This window comes from Actinocrinis sp. (assembly GCF_035650855.1).
Lineage (GTDB): Bacteria > Actinomycetota > Actinomycetes > Streptomycetales > Catenulisporaceae > Actinocrinis.
Genome location: NZ_DASRGV010000235.1, coordinates 1 through 19,029 on the forward strand (window position 1 = coordinate 1; position 19,029 = coordinate 19,029).

The window sequence follows — 19,029 nt, forward strand, 5'->3', positions numbered from 1 at the left end:
CGAGGTAGTTGTAGATCTGCGGGCCGATGGCGTGCAGCTTGCCCAGCGCGTAGGCGATGCCCTGCTCGTAGTACGGGATCGCGGTGGCGCAGGCGGATTTGCTCTGGTTGGTCACCGCGTTGGGCAGCGAGTCGGGCTCGATGAAGTTGACGATACGCAGGTTGCTGTACTTCGAGTTGCCTTCAAGGGCGACGATCGGGTCGATGTACTGCGACTCGTACTGCGTCAATCCCGCGTCGGTCGCGGGGATCTCGCCGTTGGAGGCCAGCGCCGCGCAGTCACGTCCGGGCAGGTCGTAGACGACGACCTCCACCAGAACCGGACTCGAACTGCTCTGCGCCTGCGTGACCGCGTTGTCCAGCTGCGCCTGCAGGCCCAGGTGGGTGCTGTCGCCGGCGATGGCGCCGATGTGGTCCATCCAGATCGCGGTCTGGTACCCGGCGACCTTGGCCTCGGCGGAGCTGCCGTCGGCGGAGGCCTGCGCCTGCACCTCGGAGACGTAGTTCGGGTTCAGATACGGATTCGATCCCACGAACGGATTCGCGACATGTGTGGCCGCCTGAGCGGCCTGGACGCCCACGAGGGGCATCAACAGGGAGGCGCCGACGGCGAGCGCAAGGCACGCAGCTCGAGTCGGCCGGTGGTGATTAGCCACTGGTTGTCTGTCCTTTGGCATCAATAGGCCGGAACGGTCAGGGGCGAGACCGGCCGGGTGGGTGGAGAGCAGTGATGGGATCACTACGCAGCGCCAAAAGTACGAGCTGTGAACGAAGCGTCAACGTTCCGCGACGGCAGTACCACTCTCACCAGCTTGGCAGCTGGAGAATGTCTTGAAAGTTACAGTCCTGCGCGCGGCAACGGGCCCCGTTCAATTGGCTGGCGAATTCATCGATCTGAGTCGAATAGTCGTCGATCTCGCTCGAATATGACGAACAACCTGAACACTCGCGCCGTTGCAGCGCGGCCGAATGCCCGTATTAGGCCAGCGCGCTGCCATGTAACTTTCTTGAAAGATTTCGGAGCCCCGAAAGTTTCGGGTCGAACCATCCCGCAGGACCCTTCCCGCACGTGGCGTTCGATAGTACGGTCTCGCGCGATAGTTTCGCGCTCTTACACTCACGTCCTTTCCCGCTGACTCCGCGACGGAGGTAACCCGTGCCGTTGCCCGCCACCGACCCCTTCACTGCGACCTGGGCGTCGCTCGACCAGCATGTCGCCGCCCCGGAATGGTTCCAGGACGCCAAATTCGGGATCTATCACCACTGGGGCGCGTTCAGCGTTCCGGCGTTCAACAGCGAGTGGTATCCGCGCGAGATGTACCGGCCCGCCAGCATCGACCGCGAGCACCACATCGCGACGTACGGCGACCCCGCGCAGTGGCCTTACCACTACTTCATCGACGGCGGCCGCGACAAAGCCGGACGCCACGTGCAATTCGCGCCGAAGCTCGCCTCGGCCGGCGGGGCCTTCGACCCGCGCGCATGGGCCCAGCTGATCGCCGACGCGGGAGCGCGCTTCGCCGGTCCGGTGGCAGAGCACCACGACGGGTTCTCGATGTGGGACAGCCGCGTCAACGAGTGGAACTCAGCCGCGCGAGGACCGCGGCTCGACCTGCTGAGCCTGTTCGCCGAGGCCTACCGCGAGCAGGGGTTGAAGCTGCTGGTGGCCATGCACCACGCCTTCCACTTCACCGGGTACTTCGATCACGTGCCGCCCCAGCCCAGCGAGACGCTGCGCAAGCTCTACGGCCAACTGGACCCGGGCGCCGAAAACCAGCTGTGGCTCGCCAAGCTCAAGGAGGTTGTCGACCTCGCCCGGCCGGACATCATCTATCAGGACGTGAACCTGGACAAGATCGACGAGTCGGTCGGCCCGGAGTTCCTCGCCTACTACTACAACCGCGCCCGCGAGTGGGGCGCCGACGTGGTGGCCACCTACAAGGACGGGTTCAACGGCAAGGGCGAGGTCTACGACTACGAGCGCGGCGGCCCGGCCGATCTGACCTACCCCTACTGGCTCACCGACGACATCCTGAGCACCTCCAGCTGGTGCTACACGGAAGGCATCAGCTACCACCCGCTCGACGTGATCCTGCACTCGCTGATCGACCGGGTCAGCAAGAACGGCAGCGTACTGCTCAACATCGGCCCGACCGCAGAAGGCGTCATCCCCGACGAGCAGCGCAGTCTCCTGCTCGGCATCGGCGATTACCTGCGCCGGTACGGCGAGTCCATCTACGAGACGCGAGCCTGGGACGTCTACGGCGAGGGGCCGACCGCGATGGGCGGCGGCTCGTTCACGCCGCCGGTCGCCGGCACACCGCGCGACATCCGCTTCACCCGCGACAAGCGCGACACCGTGCTGTACGCGACCATCCTGGGCTGGCCGATCTCGCCCCTCGCGATCACCATGCTCGCGGCCGGCCGCATCGATCTCACGGCGCTGCGCGCACTCGAGCTGATCGGCCCGGGCACCGACGAGTACCTTCTTGTCACCGAACATCGCCAGGACGAGGCCGGCCTGCACGTCACACTGCCGCCGGCGCCGCCGTTCAGCGCCCCTGCGTATGTTCTCAAGCTGACGTTCGAAGGGCACATCCCGACCCCGCAACGCTGACCTTCGCACCGGCCTCGCCGCCCGCGCGTGGCGCGGATCACTTCGCATCAGGGAATTGGCTCCGGCATCTGCTCGCTGATCCAGCACAGAGGGCCGCAGATCCGTGAGACCCCGTTCCGATGGGAAGCTGATCTTATGTACAAGAACATCCTCGCCGCAGTCGACGGCACGGCGCACGGCGCGGCCGTGCTGGACGCCGTGTCCTCTCTCGCGAAGCTGAGCGGGGCGACGGTCCACGTCATCCACATCCGGCCCCTGCAGGTGCTCGGCGGCACGTTCGCGCCCTCCGCCGTGGTCTCCCCGGAAGAGGAGGCGGAGGGCCGGCGGGTGGTGGACGAGGCGCTGGCCCGGCTGCGCGAGGACGGCGTCACCGCCGAGGGCGAGGTCGACGACGGCCTGCGCGAGGACCTGGCCGACATCCTCGTGCAGCGGGCGCGGGCGCTGGGCAGCGACCTGATCGCCGTCGGACCGGGCCACTACAGCGGCATCTCGGCTCTGCTGCACTCGAGCGTGAGCCGCGGCGTGGCGAAGAGCGCCGGGGCGTCGGTCCTGCTGGTCCACAGCGAGGTGTAGCGCCATCCGCGCGAACCCTGCGTCTCGCGCGGCCCGCCGCTGGTCGGAGGATCACGGCGGGCCGCGCGACATATCGGACGGTCGAACCAGGGCCGCGCGCGCCACGTTCACCGTAATGCGCTCTTTGAGCGTTTCGTAGAGACCTAGCTTCCCGTACCGTCATCCTCAGTGCGATCTCCATCCGGAGGGGCACGATCCGACCCGGGAGGGCGTCGTGGACGTTGATCTGCGTGAGGAGGATGCCGAAGCGCACGTGCACGGCGTGTGCTTCAAGACCGGACCGCCCGAGCGCGTCGGCGTGGAGCTGGAGTGGCTGGTTCACGACAGCACCGATCCGCGTTCGCCGGTCCCGGTCGACCGGCTTGACGCGCTGCTTTCGAGCCTGGATACACATACGTTCACCCACGGCGGCGCGATCACGCGCGAGCCCGGCGGGCAGATCGAGCTCAGCGCCCCGCCCGGCATCGGCATCGCCGACTGCGTAACGCAGACCGCTGTGGACCTCGAGGCGCTGCGCCGTATCTGCGCTGATCACGGGCTCGTACTCGTCGGCAGCGGCCTCGAACCGCTGCGCAGCCCGTCGCGAGTGCTCGACCACCCGCGGTATCGCGCCATGGAGGCGCACTTCGACCGCGCCGGCCCCTGGGGCCGGGTCATGATGCGCAGCACCGCCTCCGCGCAGGTCAACCTCGACGCGGGAGAGCGCGGCGGCGGCGCCGACGGCTACCACCATCGCTGGCAGCTCGCACACCGGCTCGGGCCGGTCCTGGTCGCGGCGTTCGCCAACTCCCCGATCCACCGCGGCGCGGTGACCGGCTGGCGCTCCACCAGGCAGGCCGTCTGGCATTGGACCGACCCCGGCCGTACCCGTCCCCCGGAGCATCACAGCGATCCCGGCGTCGCGTGGGCGCGGTACGCCCTTGATGCTCCGGTGCTGTGCATACGGCGACCCGAGTCTGCCGACTGGGAGGCACCGCAGGGCCTGACATTCCGCGCCTGGCTGCGCGGGGTGCGCGGTCTGCCACGGCCCAACCGAGACGACCTCGACTATCACCTGACCACACTCTTTCCACCGGTGCGCCCGCGTGGCTGGCTCGAGCTGCGCATGATCGACGCGCAGCCCGGCGACGGCTGGCAGGTCGCCGCCGCCGCGGCCACCGCCCTGCTCGACGACCCGGCCGCCGCCGACTGCGCCTACGAGGCCACCGAGCCGTACTGCCGCGGCCACGCCCTGCCGGATGACGCCGTGTGGCTGCGCGCCGCCCGCCTCGGACCCGCCGACCCGGAGATCGGCAAGGCGGTGCGCACCTGCCTGGCCGCCGCCGAGAGCGCGCTGGGCCGGTCCGCGGGCGCCGAGGCGCTGCGCCGCAGGCTCGCCGAGTTCATCGAGCAATACGCCGAACAGGGCCGCTGCCCGGCTGACGACCAGCTCGACGCTCTCCGCCGCGGCGTGCGCGGCGCCCGACCGAAGGAAGGCAGACCGTGACCGACAAGATCACCTCACCGCGTGACGAAACCGCCCCCGACGCAGGCACCTCCGCCCCGCCTTCCGGCCCCGGCCACCTGCCCGCCGCCGCCCCCGACACGTTCAGGGAGCAGGCCGCCGCGGCGCTGCTGACCGCCCGAGATCGCACCCTCGCCCTCACCGGCTGTGTGGATGACAACGACCTGAAGGCGCAGCACTCCCCGCTGATGTCACCCCTGGTCTGGGACCTGGCCCACGTCGGCAACCAGGAGGAGATCTGGCTGGTGCGCGAGGCGGGCGGGCGCCCAGCGCTGCGCGCGGACCTGGACTCGATGTACGACGCCTTCCAACATCCCCGAGCCGACCGACCCGCGCTGCCGCTGCTCTCGCCGCAGCAGGCCCGCGCGTACATCGCCGATGTCCGGGAGCATGCGCTCGACGTGCTGGACCGCACCCCGCTAGAGCACACCGGCGGTCGCGGCGACACGCTGCTGGGCGACGCGTTCGTGTTCGGCATGATCGCGCAACACGAGCAGCAGCACGACGAGACCATGCTGGCCACCCACCAACTGCGCCGGGGACCTGCGGTGCTCGCCGCGTCGGATCCGCCGCCGGCCGCGGTCGATCCCGCGGACCTGCCGAGTGAAGTGCTGATCCCCGGCGGCCCGTTCGTCATGGGCACGTCAACTGAGCCGTGGGCGCTGGACAACGAACGACCCGCGCACCAGGTCCACGTCCCGGCGTTCTTCCTGGACACCTTCCCCGTCACCAACGCCGCCTACCGGCAGTTCATCGACGACGGCGGATACCGCGATCCGCGCTGGTGGAGCGACGACGGCTGGGAGCACCGCGAGCAGGCCGGACTCGAAGCCCCGCTGTTCTGGGAGCGCGACGGCGGCGACTGGCTGCGACGACGCTTCGGCGTGCTCGAGCCGGTGCCGCCGCAGGAGCCGGTAATGCACGTGTGCTGGTACGAGGCCGACGCGTACGCGCGCTGGGCCGGGCGTCGGCTGCCGACCGAAGCCGAGTGGGAGAAGGCGGCCCGGCACGACCCGGCCGGTGACCGCTCGCGCCGCTACCCGTGGGGAGACGACGATCCACAGCCGCGGCACGCGAACCTCGGGCAGCGCCACCTGCGTCCCGCGCCGATCGGCGCCTATCCGGACGGAGCCTCGCCGCAGGGTGTGCACCAGTTGATCGGCGACGTGTGGGAGTGGACCGCCAGCGATTTCCTCCCGCATCCCGGATTCACCGCGTACCCGTACAAGGAGTACTCAGAGGTCTTCTTCGGGCCCGCATACAAGGTGCTGCGCGGTGGAGCGTTCGGCGTCGACCCGGTCGCCTGCCGCGGCACGTTCCGCAACTGGGACTATCCCATCCGCCGGCAGATCTTCAGCGGGTTCCGCACCGCGCGCGACGTCGAAGGAGTCCGGTGATGTGCCGACACGTGGTCTACCTCGGCGCGCCGGTGACGCTGGCCGAGGTGCTGATCGATCCGCCGCAGAGCCTGTACCGGCAGTCCTGGGCGCCGAAGCTGCAGCGCCACGGCACGGTGAACGCCGACGGCTTCGGCGTCGGGTGGTATCCGGTCGGCGCGGCATCAGCCGCGGCCACCGCGCGGATCGGCGACTTCGCGGATGTCTCCGAAGCCGCCGCGCGACCCGCCAGATACCGGCGCTCGGTGCCGATCTGGACCGACGCGAACCTCGCCGAGCTCTCCCGCGTCATCCGCACCGGGGCCGTGCTCGCGGCGGTCAGGTCCGCGACCGAGGGCACCAGCCAGGACGAGTGCGCGGCCGCCCCATTCCGGGACGGGCCCTGGCTGTTCAGCCACAACGGCGCGATCCGCGACTGGCGGCTGCTGCCGGACCAGGTCGACCTCGGCCTTTCCGCGGCCGACCTGCTGGGGCTCGAATCCTCCTGCGATTCTGCGCTGCTGTGGGCGGCGGTACGCACCCGGCTGCGGGCAGGCGAGCCACCGCAAGAAGCGCTCGTCTCGGTGGTGCGACAGGTCGCCGCGGCGCGTCCCGAGGCGCGGCTGAACCTGCTACTCACCGATGGACGCATCGTCGTGGCGACCCGCCACGGCGACACGCTCTGGTACCGCGAGGCACCGGACGGTCTGGTGCTGGCTTCCGAACCCTATGACGAGAGCGAGCAGTGGCGAGAAGTGCCGGAAGACAGCCTCGTGTACGGCAGCGTCTCAGAGGTCTCCATCCGCCGACTCAGCACCGACCAGGCGGCGCAACAGAGGCCGAGTGATCCTGCGGCGGGGGAGCGGTACGCGCCCGGGCGGCGCTTCACCCTCGACCACCGCCTGACGCCGGACTACTTCGACACACGGCTACGCGAGGACGTACTCGAAGGGCTCGCCGAGCCGCCGCGCTCGCTGCCGCCGAAATGGTTCTACGACGCGCGCGGCAGCGAACTGTTCGAGGAGATCACCCTGCTGCCCGAGTACTACCTCACCCGCGCCGAGCAGGAAATCCTCGACGCCCGCGCTCCGCAGATCGCGCTGGACACCGCGGCCGGCACGCTCGTGGAGATCGGTGCGGGCTCCTCGCGCAAGACACGCACGCTGCTGGACGCGCTCACGCGGGCCGGCACACTGGAGCGCTACGCGCCGCTCGACGTCAGTACGTCCGCACTCGTGGAAGCCGGCGAGGCATTGTGCCGCGACTACCCGGCGCTTCACGTCACCGCCACAGTCACCGACTTCGAGACCGAACTCGTGCTGCCGCACAGCGACGGCCCGCGCCTCGTCGCCTTTCTGGGCAGCACGATCGGCAACTTCACCCCGGTGCGCCGCCGCGACTTCTTCACCGCGCTGCGCGCCGCCATGACGGATCAGGACACGTTCCTGCTCGGCGCGGATCTGGTGAAGGACGCTGATGCGCTCTGGCGCGCCTACAACGACAGCAGCGGCGTGACCGCCGCGTTCAACAAGAACGTGCTGCATGTGCTCAACCGGGAACTGGACGCCGACTTCGACGTCGACGCGTTCGACCACAACGCGGTCTGGAACGCCGGGCAGGACCGCATCGAGATGTGGCTGCGCTCGCGGCTCACCCAGACGATCAAGGTCCGGGCGCTCGACCTGACCCTGGAGTTCGGCGACGGCGAGGAGATGCTCACCGAGATCTCGACCAAGTTCCGCCGCGAGGGCCTGGTCGCGGAGCTCGCCCGCGCCGGATTCCGGGTGCGCGAATGGTGGACGGACTCCGCGCAGCGCTTCGCGCTCCTGCTCGCTGCGCCCGCCGTCCGCTGAAGCCGGACTCGGCCGTCCCCGGCCACGACTGTGGATCCGGGGACGGCCGTGGCTTCCACGCGGCAGCGCCGCCGCAGGGCCCACTGACCTGCCGCGGTCGTGTCAGTGGTCGTCGCGCCAGTGGTCACCGTCTCAGTAGAACCGTGTCAGTGTTCGTTGTGTCAGTGGTCGAGGACTCGGGCGAGGAAGCGGCGCGTTGCGGGTTCTCGCGGGTCGGTGAAGATCTGCTCGGCGGTGCCGTGTTCCCGCACCACTCCGTCTTCCAGGAAGCAGACCTGGTCCGCGGCGTGCCGGGCGAAACCCATCTCGTGCGTGGCCATCACGATGGTGAATCCGCGCCGCTTGAGCTCCCCGACCACTTCGAGGACCTCCCCGACCAGTTCCGGGTCGAGCGCGGAGGTGATCTCGTCGAGCAGGAGCAGCTCCGGCTCGGTGGCCAGCGCCCGCACGATCGCCGCGCGCTGCTGCTGCCCGCCGGAGAGCCGGTCGGGGTACTCCGCGGCCTTGTCCGCCAGGCCGAATCGCTCCAGCAGCTCGCGGGCCTCGGCTTCGGCGTCGCGGCGGGCCTTGCGGTGCACCCGGCGCGGGGCGAGGGTGATGTTGTCCAGCACGGTCAGGTGCGGGAACAGGTTGTAGGCCTGGAAGACCACACCGATGCGGCGGCGGGCGGCGTCCGCGTCGAGCGCCGGATCGGACAGCTCGACCTCGCCGAGGTGGATCGTGCCGTCGTCGATCTCTTCCAGCAGGTCGATGCAGCGAAGCAGGGTGGACTTTCCGGACCCTGACGCGCCGATCAGGCAGACCACTTGGTGCGCCGCGACATCGAGGTCGATGCGGTTGAGCACCGTTTTCGAGCCGTAGCGCTTTCGCAGCCCCCTAATGCGCAGCAGCGGGTCGCTCGTCGCGCCGGGCGGTGGGAGGGGCGCGCTGTCCACCGTCGTCTCGCTCATCGCGCGACTCCGGCGAACTGGCGCTCGGCCGCGCGTGTGGCCAGTCGGTCGGTGTAGCGGGCCAGCGGCACGGTGACCGCGACGAACAGCAGCGCCGAACCGAGGTAAGGGGTGTAGTTGAAGTGGCTGTCCGCAGCGATCTGGGCCTGGCGCAACGCTTCGAGCGGTCCGAGGGTCGCGACCAGCGCGGTGTCCTTCTGCAGCGAGACGAAATCGTTGAGCAGCGGCGGCACCACGTTGCGCACCGCCTGCGGCAGCACCACGAAGCGCATCGCCTGGGCCTCGGTCAGGCCGAGCGCGCGCGCCGCGTTGCGCTGTGAGGGGTGCACCGAGTTGAGTCCCGCGCGGAACACCTCGGCGACATACGCCCCGTACGAGAGCACGAGCGCGATCGTGCCGAGAACCCACGGCTGCGACGGCGTGCCCTGCAGCTGCAGCGCCGGGATGCCGAATCCGACGGCCAACACCACCAGCAGCGTCGGTGTGCCGCGAAAGACGTCCACGTACCCGACCGCGAGCAGCCGCACGGGCAGCAGCCCTGGAGCGTGCGTCGAGCGCACCAGGGCCACCACCAGCCCGAGCAGGAGAATCGCCGGCTCGGCGATCAGGAACATCTGCACGTTGAGCCAGAAGCCGTCGAGGATCTTCGGGAACGACGAGCTGAATTCGGAGCCTGACAGGAACGTGTCCTTGACCGGCTGCCACCCCGGCGAGAGCACGACGAGCGCGCCGGCCACGACCGCGAACACCGTCGTGCACGTGACCGCGATCCAGCCGTCGCGTCGGCGCTTGCGCGCGCGATACCTCTCGCGTTCCAGTTGCCGGGCGCTCGGGCGGTAGACCTCGGGCTGGTCGGATTGCCGAGGCGGGGTCGCGCCCCGCGCGTAGGTCTCACTCATGGTTCGACGACGCTAGCCGAGCTTGGGCGCGTTCACCGACTGCGACAGCCACTGGTCGGTGATCTTCTGCAGCTCGCCGCTGGACTTGAGCGCGGCGATGGCCCCGTCGACGCACGGCGTCAGGGCGCTGCCCTTCTTCAGCAGCAGCCCGAACTGCTCCTGGTCGGCCGCCGTGCCGGTGTAGTCGAACTGGCCGAGCACCTTCGAGCCGTCGATCTGCGCGCCCGAGATGTAGAAGGCCGTGGGCAGGTCGGTGATGATGGCGTCGACCTGCTTGTTCTTCAGGGCGTGGGCCGCGTCGTCGGTGCCGTTGAACACCGCGGGCTGCTGCGTGGGCTTGATCACGTTGCCCACGGCCTCGTAGCTGGTGGTGGCCACTTGCACGCCGATCTTCGCGGACTTCAAGTCGGCCAGCGAGGTGGCGTTCGCATACTTCGAGGAGTCGAGCACGACGATGCCCTGGTTCGCGGTGTAGTAGCCGGTGGAGAAGTCCACCGCCTTGGCCCGGTCCGCGGTGATCGAGATCTCGTTGATGTCGAAGTCGAAGTTCTTCGCGCCCGGGGCGTACGAGCTGTTGAAGGGCTCGACCACCCACTTGACCTGGTCCTTGGTGAAGCCGAGCTGCGTGGCCACCGCGTAGGCGACGGCGCTTTCGAAGCCCTTGCCGTCGCTCGGGTCGTTGTTGTCGAACCAGGGTGCGTAGGCGGGACTGTCCGTGGCCACCGTCAGCTGGCCCGACTTGTACAAGCCAGGCGCGTTGGTGCCGCACGACGTGCTCGCCGAGCCGGACACCGCGGAGGCCTTGTCGGCGGTGCTCTTCTGCGCGCACGAGGTCGCGGCGACGGTCAGCAGCGCGGCCGTCCCGAGACTCAGGATGACGCGGGCGCGGGGAAGGCGGGCACGGGCGACGCGGGGCATGACGGCGGTCCAATCCGAAGGCTGCGATGGGTTCGATGGTGACAGACGTGGCGGCGTAGCGGGACTCGCTATCGACACAGGTCTGCTGCGCAGCGCTCGTGGTCGACGTGGCGGCGACGCACGAGGAGGACGGACGGGGACATGCGGGGAGCATCACCGTTGGACCGGATCTCTGTCAATCCGGCGCAGCCCTATCTCAAGATGTGGTCGTCAGGTGGTGACCGGAACGGTCACGATGTCGCTGCGCAGCGGCGCCAGCAGCCCGCCGATCTGACCGATCGTCTCCTGCGGAACGCCGAGCCCGGTCAGCGTCGCGACCAGGTGCGTGACGACGGCGTCGAAATCCGACTCGCCGATCTCGAGCCCCGCGTGCGCGGCGGCCATGTCGCGTCCCTGATAGATCTGCGCGCCGCCGAGCGCCGCGGCGAGGAAGGCGCGCTGGTGCGACTTGAGCCGCTTCAGGTCGACGTCGGCGAAGAACGGCGCGAGCTGCGGGTCGGACAGCAGGCGCGCGTAGAAGTCGTCGACTGCGGCTTGGACGGCCCCGGCGCCGCCGATGGACTCGTAGATGCTCATGGGGCAGCTCCTCGTGTGGCGTTGCGCGGTCAGTGGGGTGCGATGGGATCGGCACGACATTAGGGAGCTGTTGTTGCCTGCGTTTTCCGAGGTTGCAAAGCGCGCGGAGGTTCTTGCTCACATGGCGCGATGCGCGGGGTGAGACGATCGGTCACCGACGCCCGGCGGTGGGCCGGTTCGAGGAGGGGAGGTCGCCGTGTCGGTGTCTGCGAGGCCGCTGCGCAAGCTGGGCTTTCTGACGATCGGGCTGTTCGACCTCGCCGATCCGTATCGCGGCCACGCGGCGACGCTCGAACTGATCGAGCTGGGGGAGCGGCTGGGTTTCGACAGCGCGTGGGTGCGGCACCGGCATCTGCAGTACGGCATCTCCTCACCCGTCGCCGTCCTCGCCGCCGCCTCGCAGCGCGCCAGCCGGATCGAACTGGGCACCGCCGTGATCCCGCTGATAACGACGGCGACGGCCCGGTCGTGGCCACCGCGCTGCAGGCCGCGTACGCGCAGGCCGGTATCAATGTGAAGCCGGCCCCGACCGGCACCGACTCCGACGCGTTCCGCGCGGTAGCCGGCGACACCGCGAACGAGCCGGGCCTCTCGCTCGACACCTGGGGCGCGGACTGGCCCTCGGGGGCCCCGTTCCTGACCCCGATCTTCGACGGCCGGGAGATCGTGCAGGGCGGCGGCAACTTCAACCTCGCGCAATACAACGACCCCACGGTCAACGCGCAGATCGACCAGATCAACCAGATCACCGACAACACCGCCGCGCAGCAGCAGTGGGGCGAGCTGGACGCGCGGCTCGGCAAGCTCGCGCTCACCGTGCCGCTGTACTTCCCGAAGAACCTGACGCTCTTCGGGCCGGGCGTGAAGAACGTGTACCTGAGCGAATGGCGCGGCACGTACGACATCGCCGTCGTCTCGGTGAAGTAGGCGGAACGGGTGACCACCACCGCACTGACGGCCGCGGCGGAGGCATCGCAGGACCCTGCCTCCGCGGCGCCGACCGGGCCGCGGGCCCTGTGGCGCACGCTGCGGCGCGACCGCGCGGCGATGGCAGGGCTCGTCGTCGTGGCCGCGCTCGTCCTGCTCGCCCTCGGCGCGCTCCTGTGGACCGCGTTCGAGGGTCAGAACCCGTACGCGTATCACGACAACCTGCTCAACTCCGCCCTCGGCGGCGCGCCCCTCGTCTCGTTCGGCGGGATCGGCGGCGCGCACTGGCTCGGCGTCGAGCCGCAGACCGGGCGCGACCTGTTCGCCAGGATCGCCTACGGCGCGCAGGTCTCGCTCGCCGTGTCGATCGGCGCGACGCTGCTGCAGGTGCTGCTCGGCGTCGGGGTGGGACTGGCGGCCGGGCTCGGCGGACGGCTCGCCGACGCGCTGCTCGGCCGCGCCATCGATTTGGCGATCGCCTTCCCGTACCTCATCTTCGGCATCGCGCTGCTGGCCGTCGTGCCGGCTTCCTTCCCCCGGCCGGTCCTGCTCGTCGTCGTGATGGCGGTGCTCGGATGGGGCGGTACGGCGCGCTTCTCCCGAGCGCAGACGCTCAGCCTGCGCACGCGCGACTACGTGGCCGCGGCGCGGCTGGGCGGATCGAGTACCGCGCGCATCGCGCGGCGCGAGATCCTGCCGGGGCTCGCCGCGCCCGTCATCACGTACGCGGCGCTGCTGCTTCCCGCGAACATGGTGCTTGAGGCCGGATTCTCCTTCCTCGGCATCGGCGTGCGGCCGCCGACCTCGTCGTGGGGTCAGATCCACACCGCGTCCGACCAGGAGATCCGGCGCCTGCGCGGCAGCCGGATCGCCATGGTCTTCCAAGATCCGCTCTCCTCGCTCGACCCCTACTACAGCGTGGGGGACCAGATCGCCGAGGTGTATCGGGCCCACACCGGCGCGGCCCGCCGCGCCGCCCGCGCCCGCGCGATCGAAGTGCTCGACCGGGTGGGGATCGCGGACGCCGCACGCCGCGTCGACGCGCGACCGCACGAGTTCTCCGGCGGGATGCGTCAGCGGGCCCTGATCGCGATGGCGCTTGCCTGTGAACCGCGGGTGCTGGTCGCCGACGAACCGACCACCGCTCTGGACGTGACCGTGCAAGCCCAGATCCTCGACCTGCTGAGCGATTTGCGCGCGGACACGGGGATGGCGCTCGTCCTGGTCACGCATGACTTCGGAGTGGTCGCCTCGGTCGCGGACGACGTGCTGGTCATGAAGGAGGGCCGGGCGGTCGAACACGGCCCGGCGACCCGGATCCTGAGCCGGCCAGAGGCCCCGTACACCAGATCCCTGATATCGGCCGTTCCGCGCATCGACGCCCCACGCCCGGTCCGCAACGTTCCGTCAACCGGCGCCTTGCTTCGGGTCGAGCAGTTGCACAAGCACTTCCCCACCCCCGGCGGCTTCGCTCTTCGGCGCGTGGCCGCCCTGCGCGCTGTGGACGGGGCGAGCCTTGAGGTGCGCCGGGGCGAGGCGCTCGGCATCGTGGGAGAGAGCGGCAGCGGCAAGACCACCCTCGCCCGCATGATGGTCAGCCTGCTGGAGCCGACGTCCGGCCGGATCGTGTTCGACGGCGAAGATCTCACCGCGCTGCCCGAGCGGCGGCTGCGCCCGAGCCGCCGCGACCGCCAAATGGTCTTCCAGGACCCGGTCGCCTCGCTCAACCCCCGCCGGACCGTCGGCGAGAGCGTCGCCGAACCCCTGCGCGCGCACGGCGAGCGCGACGAGCGCGGCATTCGCCGCACGGTGCAGCGGCTGCTGGAAGACGTCGGCTTGGAAACAGCGCACTACGACCGCTTCCCGCACGAGTTCTCCGGCGGGCAGCGCCAGCGGATCGGGATCGCCCGGGCCCTGGTACTTCGGCCCAAACTCGTGGTCTGCGACGACCCGGTGTCAGCGCTCGACGTCACGACGCAGGCCCAGGTGGTGCGCCTGCTCGCGGACCTGCGCGAACAGCTCGGCTTGACCCTGGTCTTCGTCTCGCACGACCTCGCGGTGGTACGGCAGGTCAGCGACCGGGTGGTGGTCATGCGCCACGGGCAAGTGGTCGAGTCCGCCGATGCAGAGACCCTCTACACCAATCCGCAGCACCCGTATACACGAACACTGCTCGACGCGGTCCCTGTCGCCGACCCGGTACTGGCACGCGAGCGCAGGGCACAGCGCAAAGCCCGCGCTACTCTCGTACAGCAGCAAGGATGATCTTGCGTACGGCGGCGGAAACCCGCCGCCGACTTAGGCGAGTGGGCAGTGGGTGGACCGTTGACGCGGTGCGCGCTGAGTGTCACAGTCATCGCATGGTCCGCAGCGAGTTGCTCGTCGCCCGCCTGCACGTCGATTTGCGACGGCAGGCCAGCGCGCTGTGTGCGGGCTGTCTCGGGCACGCCTGTCGTTGACGACGCGGCGGTTTCGCCCTCTCTTCTGAAACGCCCTTGAGCGTCTGGGCGCCGTGCTGCGCGTGGTCGCCCTCATCGGCGGAGTGTCCGAGTGGCTTAGGACGGGGCCTGCAAAGCCTCGCACACGGGTTCGATTCCCGTCTCCGCCTCGCACCTGATTCCCAGTCGAAAACAAGTTATAAGCGCGTGCATAGCTCCGCTCCCGGCGCGCGCCGCCGGAACCCTGGTCTGCGTTTTCGCGCCAGCCGTTAAGGGAATGCCGTAGAGGGACAACTGACTTCACAATCTGCGGATAAACCAGACAACGGCTTGACGTGGGGAGCGGACGGTCAAACCTATGGGTGATGTCGAGGTTGTCGCCGAATTCGGTAAGGGTATGCTCACTTCCCCGTGGTGGAACGAATTCGCCGCGTCGGCCGGGACCGTCTTTCACACGAGTCGTTTTCTGCTGCCCTGGTGGGAGGACCGGCAGGCGAAAAGCCCGGATTCCCGGCTCGTGACAATCGGCGTCTTCGACGCCGACGGTGTCGTCGGGCTCTGCGCGTTCGAACTCGACGCCGGCGTCCTGTCCTTCGCCGGAGGCCTGGACGTCGTCGACTACATGGGGCCGATCGCGGCCGCGGGACGCGAGAAGGAGGTCGCCGCCGCACTAGGCGAGTGGATGTTCGAGGGCCTGCCGTGGGACCGCGCGCACCTGGCCGGACTCGCCGGCGACGCCGCGGCGGCTGACTCCATGGTCGACGAGATCTTACGCCGAGCCCCTTCCGCCGTCGCCGAGACATACGACCAGGCGCCGAGGATTGAGAAGGCCCCGGACGGCTATCTCAGAAGCCTCAATTCCAAGCGCCGGGCGGACGTGCTGCGTAAGCGCAACCGGTTGATCGAGGCGGTCGGGCAGCTGGAACTGGTGGTGTCGACGCCGGAGACGACGCTCGACCTGCTGGAACGGCTCCTCTCCTGGAAGGCCTGCGCCAGCGCGGCGACAGGCGAATTCGTAGCCGCGTACGGCGATTTCCTGAGGAAGATGCTTTCCGGGCTGACCGCCGCGGACGCCGGCCACGTCGTAGAGCTTCGGGCCTCGGGCCGCCCGCTCGCGTCGGCCATCATGCTCCGGCATCGGGACACGGCCTATATCTACAACATGTCATATGACACCTCCTTGACAGTCGAGTCGAGCCTGGCGCCCGGCGTGGTGCTCGTTTCCCTTCTCGTGGAACGCAGCCTCGACAGTGGTCTGCGATTCGACTTCCTCAAAGGCGCCCAGGATTACAAGCTGCGCTTGGGCGGAGTGCCCGTGGATCTGACCGCGGTCACCGTCGAACGCTGAAGGCTCGTTGCCGTTCCCGGGTTTCGGTAGTATTAATTCAGAAGAGCCGAAATCTACGGCTATTGACTTACCTGGCGCGCACTGCGATCGTGTTCGTATGACCTCTGGCGCCCACCTCGTGGCCCGCCTGCACGTCGACCTCCGGCGGCAGGCCAGTGCCGTCTGTTCCGCTTCTCGGTAGTTTCTTTCGCACTTGCGGCGGTGACCGCTTCCCGCCGCAGTACGCGTCTTCAGGATCTCGGGCTGCAAAATTTCCTCACCCACAGCAGCCCCGACGTCGAAGCGCTGGGCGAAGTTGCGCGGATGCGGGCCGCGCACGGTGCCGTGTCGGCCGCCTGAATGCAGCGCGAGAGCGGGCTCTCGCGCCGGCGGGTGGCGGCCGCCGGCAATCTTCTGCAACGCGTCGGCGCGCGGGGCGGCCCCGAGGCGGCGGTGCAGCGGGCGGTCGAATTCGCCAAGCAGCAGCGGCAGCTTGAACAGTCACGCTTGGAGATGATGCGCGGCTACGCCGAGACCAGCGGGTGCCGGCGGCACTACCTGCTCGGCTACTTCGGCCAAGCGAGTGGGCCGGTATGCGGGAACTGCGACAACTGCCGGACGGGTTCGGCTCAGCGCGACTCGTCCCCGTCCTCGGGCCCGTTCCCGGTCGGCGCGACCATCCGCCACCGCGAGGGGGGAGAGGGCACCGTACTGCAGGTCGAGCAGGACCGGATCACGGTCCTGTTCGCCTCCGCCGGCTATCGCACCCTGTCTCTGGAAGCCGTGCAGGAGCAGCACCTGGCCGAGAAGGTCGCGGACCACCCGCAGCCGCCGGACCCAAGCAGGGGTCGCCGCAGCGGGTAGCGCGGGGCCGGCATGTCACGGATGCGGTGCGGGATCGACGTCGAGCAGATAGCGGCGCGAGGTGCCCACCGGGTCTCGCTCCAGCGCCACGGCCTGCTCGACACGGTGCTGCTCGCCCGCCGTGTAGTCCGGCGCTCCGCCGCGCACCCAGACGCTGCGGGCGGCGGCCTGCTGCGCGCCAACCGCGTCGACGTACTGCTCCGCAGTCATCAGCCGCGTCCCGCGCGGCGCTGCGAGAGCCGGATTCGGTGGGGCGTCGGGCACCGCGGACGATCCACCGACCGGGACCGGTGCGGTGTGCAGCACGATCGCGCGCACCAGCCACGCGCTGCGTGCGGATCGGGACACCAGCCACGTGGTCAGGTGCAGGTCCCCGGCTGCGTCGAAATCGGCGCCGGGCACCGGTGCGGGATCCTCGCATAGCACGAACAGCCCGCCGGCCTCGACGCCGGCGCGCGGGCCGCGCAGCGCGCCGACGCCGGTGATCCGATGGCGGGGGCTCACCCACCCCGGCCGATCTGCCGGAGCGGGATTGATCGCGCCACCCCCGCCGTCGGCCTGCTCGCGCTGGCCGAACCGGCCCTCCGCCTGCAGCACTAAGGCCGCCTCGATCCGCTCGCCCGCGCGCACCGCAGGGACCACCCCGTCACTGACCAGCGAGGGATCCGGGACAACCCACACAGAGCACCTCCGTCCTCAACCTCGACTAACGTAGCCATCACAGCTCTCGAAGTACGAGGAAGGCGCGATGAAGCTTCTCCTGACCTCCGGCGGCGTCAGCAACCAGAGCATCCGCGACGCCCTGGTCGACATGCTGGGCAAGCCCATCGCCGAGTGCACTGCCTTGTGCATCCCCACCGCGATGTACGGCATGCTGCCCGGGACCGCCGTCATGACGTGGCGGCAGATCGCCGGTCAGAGCCCCACCCCCATGGTCGAGCTGGGGTGGAAGTCCATCGGCATGCTGGAGCTGACCGCGCTGCCCAGCATCGCCGAGGAGAACTGGGTCCCCTTGGTCCGGGAGACCGACGCGCTGCTGGTGTGCGGCGGCGACGTGCTGTACCTGCACCACTGGATGCGCGAGTCCGGCCTGGCGGACCTCCTGCCGTCGCTGAGCGACACGGTCTACGTCGGACTGAGCGCCGGCAGCATGGTGATGGCCCCGCACGTCGGGCAGGAGTTCGTGGGCTGGAAGCCGGCCGGCGGCGGTGACAGTGCGCTGGGCGTGGTCGAGTTCTCGATCTTCCCGCACCTGGATAACCCTTCGTGCCCGGAGAACACCATGGCCGACGCCGAGAAGTGGGCCGCGCGCATGCCGGTGCCCGGGTACGCGATCGATGACGAGACGGCCGTCAAGGTCGTGGACGGCGCTATCGAGGTCGTCTCCGAGGGGCATTGGAAGCTCTTCGAGCGTTAGCCGCAAATCGGCCCTGCCAGCGCGCGGCCACGGCGCCGGCGCGCCAGCCGACGGCGTCCAGTGTGGGCTGCGGATCTGTCGTCCCAATGAGCCATGTGGGCCGATCAATGTCGCTTTCATGTGTTGTGCCGGTTTCGCATCCAGGCACCCGGGCAGAGGGCGCGGCGGCAAGGGCCGACCGACCTTCCGCCAGCAACCGCAAGAGGCGCGCCATGAACGAGCCCGGACCGGTGAAGAAGATCGTGGAGAAGGTGGCCGAGGTCGCCGAGGCCGCCGAAGCCGCCGTCGCGGGACCACGGTCCGACTGCCGGGAGCGCCGGGCCGCAGCCGGCGCCGATCGACGAGCCCACCGCGCGTGGGACCGCTTCCCCGCGGTCTCCGAACCCGACTTGTAGCGCGAGGCGGGGCAGCCCCCCACCCGCCTAGCGCCTGACCGACCTCAGGTTTCGATGAGGTGCGCGGTGAATTCGCGGCGGGAGGCCTGCCAGCGCTCGTGGTCGAAGGCATCGGTGCCGAGGGCGTCGGCGGCTTGGTAGCCCATATCCAGGGCGTGGTGGACGTTGTCGGGAGTGAACAGGCCTTGACGGCCGAGGGTGGTCAGCCGTGGCAGCGTGTTGATCCAGGACTCGAGTGCCGCCAGATGGTCACGATAGCCGGCGTGGTGGACCGGGTAGCCGTGCCGCAGACGCTTGACCTGCACCCAGGCCAGGCGCAGCGGTGGCAGGGCGCACGCGCGTACCGTCTGCTGCACGAGGTCGGCCAGTTGCCTTTCGTCCGCGGACCACAGCTCG

At 69.5% G+C, this 19,029-nt stretch carries 17 protein-coding genes, 1 tRNA gene and 5 pseudogenes; 16 read left to right on the forward strand and 7 right to left on the reverse strand.

From position 1 onward, the window contains the following. Positions 1-532, reverse strand: a 532-nt coding sequence (locus VFB40_RS17175; protein ID WP_324851815.1) for a glycoside hydrolase family 6 protein, incomplete at its 3' end; no start/stop codon positions are given. A 623-nt stretch (positions 533-1,155) separates the two neighbouring features. Between VFB40_RS17175 and VFB40_RS17180 the strand changes: the two are divergent. From VFB40_RS17180 to egtD, 6 genes and pseudogenes are all read left to right on the forward strand, one after another. Continuing rightward, positions 1,156-2,604, forward strand: a pseudogene (locus VFB40_RS17180) (alpha-L-fucosidase); the annotation flags it as partial. Between the two features lie 147 nt (positions 2,605-2,751). Further along, entirely contained in the window at positions 2,752-3,189 is a 438-nt protein-coding gene (locus VFB40_RS17185; RefSeq protein WP_324851819.1) for a universal stress protein, read from the forward strand. Positions 3,190-3,403: 214 nt separating this feature from the next. Further along, complete coding sequence (gene egtA, locus VFB40_RS17190) at positions 3,404-4,675, forward strand: ergothioneine biosynthesis glutamate--cysteine ligase EgtA (protein ID WP_324851821.1); 1,272 nt, start codon at positions 3,404-3,406, stop codon at positions 4,673-4,675. Between the two features lie 77 nt (positions 4,676-4,752). Continuing rightward, positions 4,753-6,090: an ergothioneine biosynthesis protein EgtB gene (gene egtB / locus VFB40_RS17195; RefSeq protein WP_349261519.1), complete on the forward strand. Its 1,338-nt coding sequence runs from the start codon at positions 4,753-4,755 to the stop codon at positions 6,088-6,090. Continuing rightward, positions 6,090-6,818: pseudogene (gene egtC / locus VFB40_RS28610) on the forward strand (ergothioneine biosynthesis protein EgtC); the annotation flags it as partial. The gene egtB and the pseudogene egtC, both read left to right, overlap by 1 nt. A gap of 153 nt (positions 6,819-6,971) precedes the next feature. Then, positions 6,972-7,922, forward strand: a complete 951-nt coding sequence (gene egtD / locus VFB40_RS28615; protein ID WP_349261520.1) for an L-histidine N(alpha)-methyltransferase — start codon at positions 6,972-6,974, stop codon at positions 7,920-7,922. Between the two features lie 161 nt (positions 7,923-8,083). Here the strand turns inward: egtD and VFB40_RS17205 are convergent, their stop codons facing one another. The 4 genes from VFB40_RS17205 to VFB40_RS17220 all read right to left on the reverse strand — a co-directional run bounded on the left by VFB40_RS17205 (position 8,084) and on the right by VFB40_RS17220 (position 11,265). After that, positions 8,084-8,872, reverse strand: a complete 789-nt coding sequence (locus VFB40_RS17205) for an amino acid ABC transporter ATP-binding protein (RefSeq protein ID WP_324851827.1) — start codon at positions 8,870-8,872, stop codon at positions 8,084-8,086. Further along, entirely contained in the window at positions 8,869-9,771 is a 903-nt protein-coding gene (locus VFB40_RS17210) for an amino acid ABC transporter permease (protein ID WP_324851829.1), read from the reverse strand. Before VFB40_RS17210 ends, VFB40_RS17205 begins: the two co-directional genes overlap by 4 nt. A gap of 12 nt (positions 9,772-9,783) precedes the next feature. Continuing rightward, positions 9,784-10,689: an ABC transporter substrate-binding protein gene (locus tag VFB40_RS17215; protein WP_324851831.1), complete on the reverse strand. Its 906-nt coding sequence runs from the start codon at positions 10,687-10,689 to the stop codon at positions 9,784-9,786. A gap of 210 nt (positions 10,690-10,899) precedes the next feature. Then, positions 10,900-11,265, reverse strand: a complete 366-nt coding sequence (locus VFB40_RS17220) for a group I truncated hemoglobin (RefSeq protein WP_324851833.1) — start codon at positions 11,263-11,265, stop codon at positions 10,900-10,902. Positions 11,266-11,461: 196 nt separating this feature from the next. On the opposite strand from VFB40_RS17220, the pseudogene VFB40_RS17225 reads away from it, so the two are divergent. The 8 genes and pseudogenes from VFB40_RS17225 to VFB40_RS17250 form a co-directional block, all read left to right on the forward strand. Continuing rightward, positions 11,462-11,710, forward strand: a pseudogene (locus VFB40_RS17225) (LLM class flavin-dependent oxidoreductase); the annotation flags it as partial. 23 nt (positions 11,711-11,733) lie between these two features. Next, the gene (locus VFB40_RS17230) at positions 11,734-12,192 is read left to right on the forward strand and encodes a periplasmic substrate-binding domain-containing protein (RefSeq protein WP_324851835.1); all 459 of its coding nucleotides are present in this window, start codon (positions 11,734-11,736) and stop codon (positions 12,190-12,192) included. Between the two features lie 9 nt (positions 12,193-12,201). Further along, positions 12,202-12,393: pseudogene (locus tag VFB40_RS28800) on the forward strand (ABC transporter permease); the annotation flags it as partial. A gap of 204 nt (positions 12,394-12,597) precedes the next feature. Further along, positions 12,598-14,457, forward strand: coding sequence for a dipeptide ABC transporter ATP-binding protein (locus VFB40_RS28625; RefSeq protein WP_414642102.1), 1,860 nt, complete (start codon positions 12,598-12,600; stop codon positions 14,455-14,457). Between the two features lie 271 nt (positions 14,458-14,728). Beyond that, a tRNA-Cys gene (locus VFB40_RS17240) sits at positions 14,729-14,800 on the forward strand. Positions 14,801-14,988: 188 nt separating this feature from the next. Then, on the forward strand, positions 14,989-15,978 hold the full coding sequence (locus tag VFB40_RS17245; protein WP_324851838.1) for a GNAT family N-acetyltransferase: 990 nt from the start codon (positions 14,989-14,991) through the stop codon (positions 15,976-15,978). A 97-nt stretch (positions 15,979-16,075) separates the two neighbouring features. After that, a complete protein-coding gene (locus VFB40_RS28805; RefSeq protein WP_414642103.1) occupies positions 16,076-16,159 on the forward strand; it encodes a putative leader peptide in 84 nt (27 codons plus the stop codon). A 158-nt stretch (positions 16,160-16,317) separates the two neighbouring features. Then, positions 16,318-16,821, forward strand: a complete 504-nt coding sequence (locus VFB40_RS17250; protein ID WP_324851840.1) for a RecQ family zinc-binding domain-containing protein — start codon at positions 16,318-16,320, stop codon at positions 16,819-16,821. 15 nt (positions 16,822-16,836) lie between these two features. On the opposite strand, the gene VFB40_RS17255 is transcribed toward VFB40_RS17250, so the two are convergent. Beyond that, positions 16,837-17,502: a hypothetical protein gene (locus tag VFB40_RS17255; protein WP_324851842.1), complete on the reverse strand. Its 666-nt coding sequence runs from the start codon at positions 17,500-17,502 to the stop codon at positions 16,837-16,839. A 67-nt stretch (positions 17,503-17,569) separates the two neighbouring features. On the opposite strand from VFB40_RS17255, the gene VFB40_RS17260 reads away from it, so the two are divergent. Continuing rightward, entirely contained in the window at positions 17,570-18,238 is a 669-nt protein-coding gene (locus VFB40_RS17260) for a Type 1 glutamine amidotransferase-like domain-containing protein (RefSeq protein WP_324851844.1), read from the forward strand. A gap of 212 nt (positions 18,239-18,450) precedes the next feature. Further along, the gene (locus VFB40_RS17265) at positions 18,451-18,633 is read left to right on the forward strand and encodes a hypothetical protein (RefSeq protein ID WP_324851846.1); all 183 of its coding nucleotides are present in this window, start codon (positions 18,451-18,453) and stop codon (positions 18,631-18,633) included. A 44-nt stretch (positions 18,634-18,677) separates the two neighbouring features. Here VFB40_RS17265 and VFB40_RS17270 read toward each other — a convergent pair. Continuing rightward, positions 18,678-19,029, reverse strand: a pseudogene (locus tag VFB40_RS17270) (FAD-dependent oxidoreductase); the annotation flags it as partial.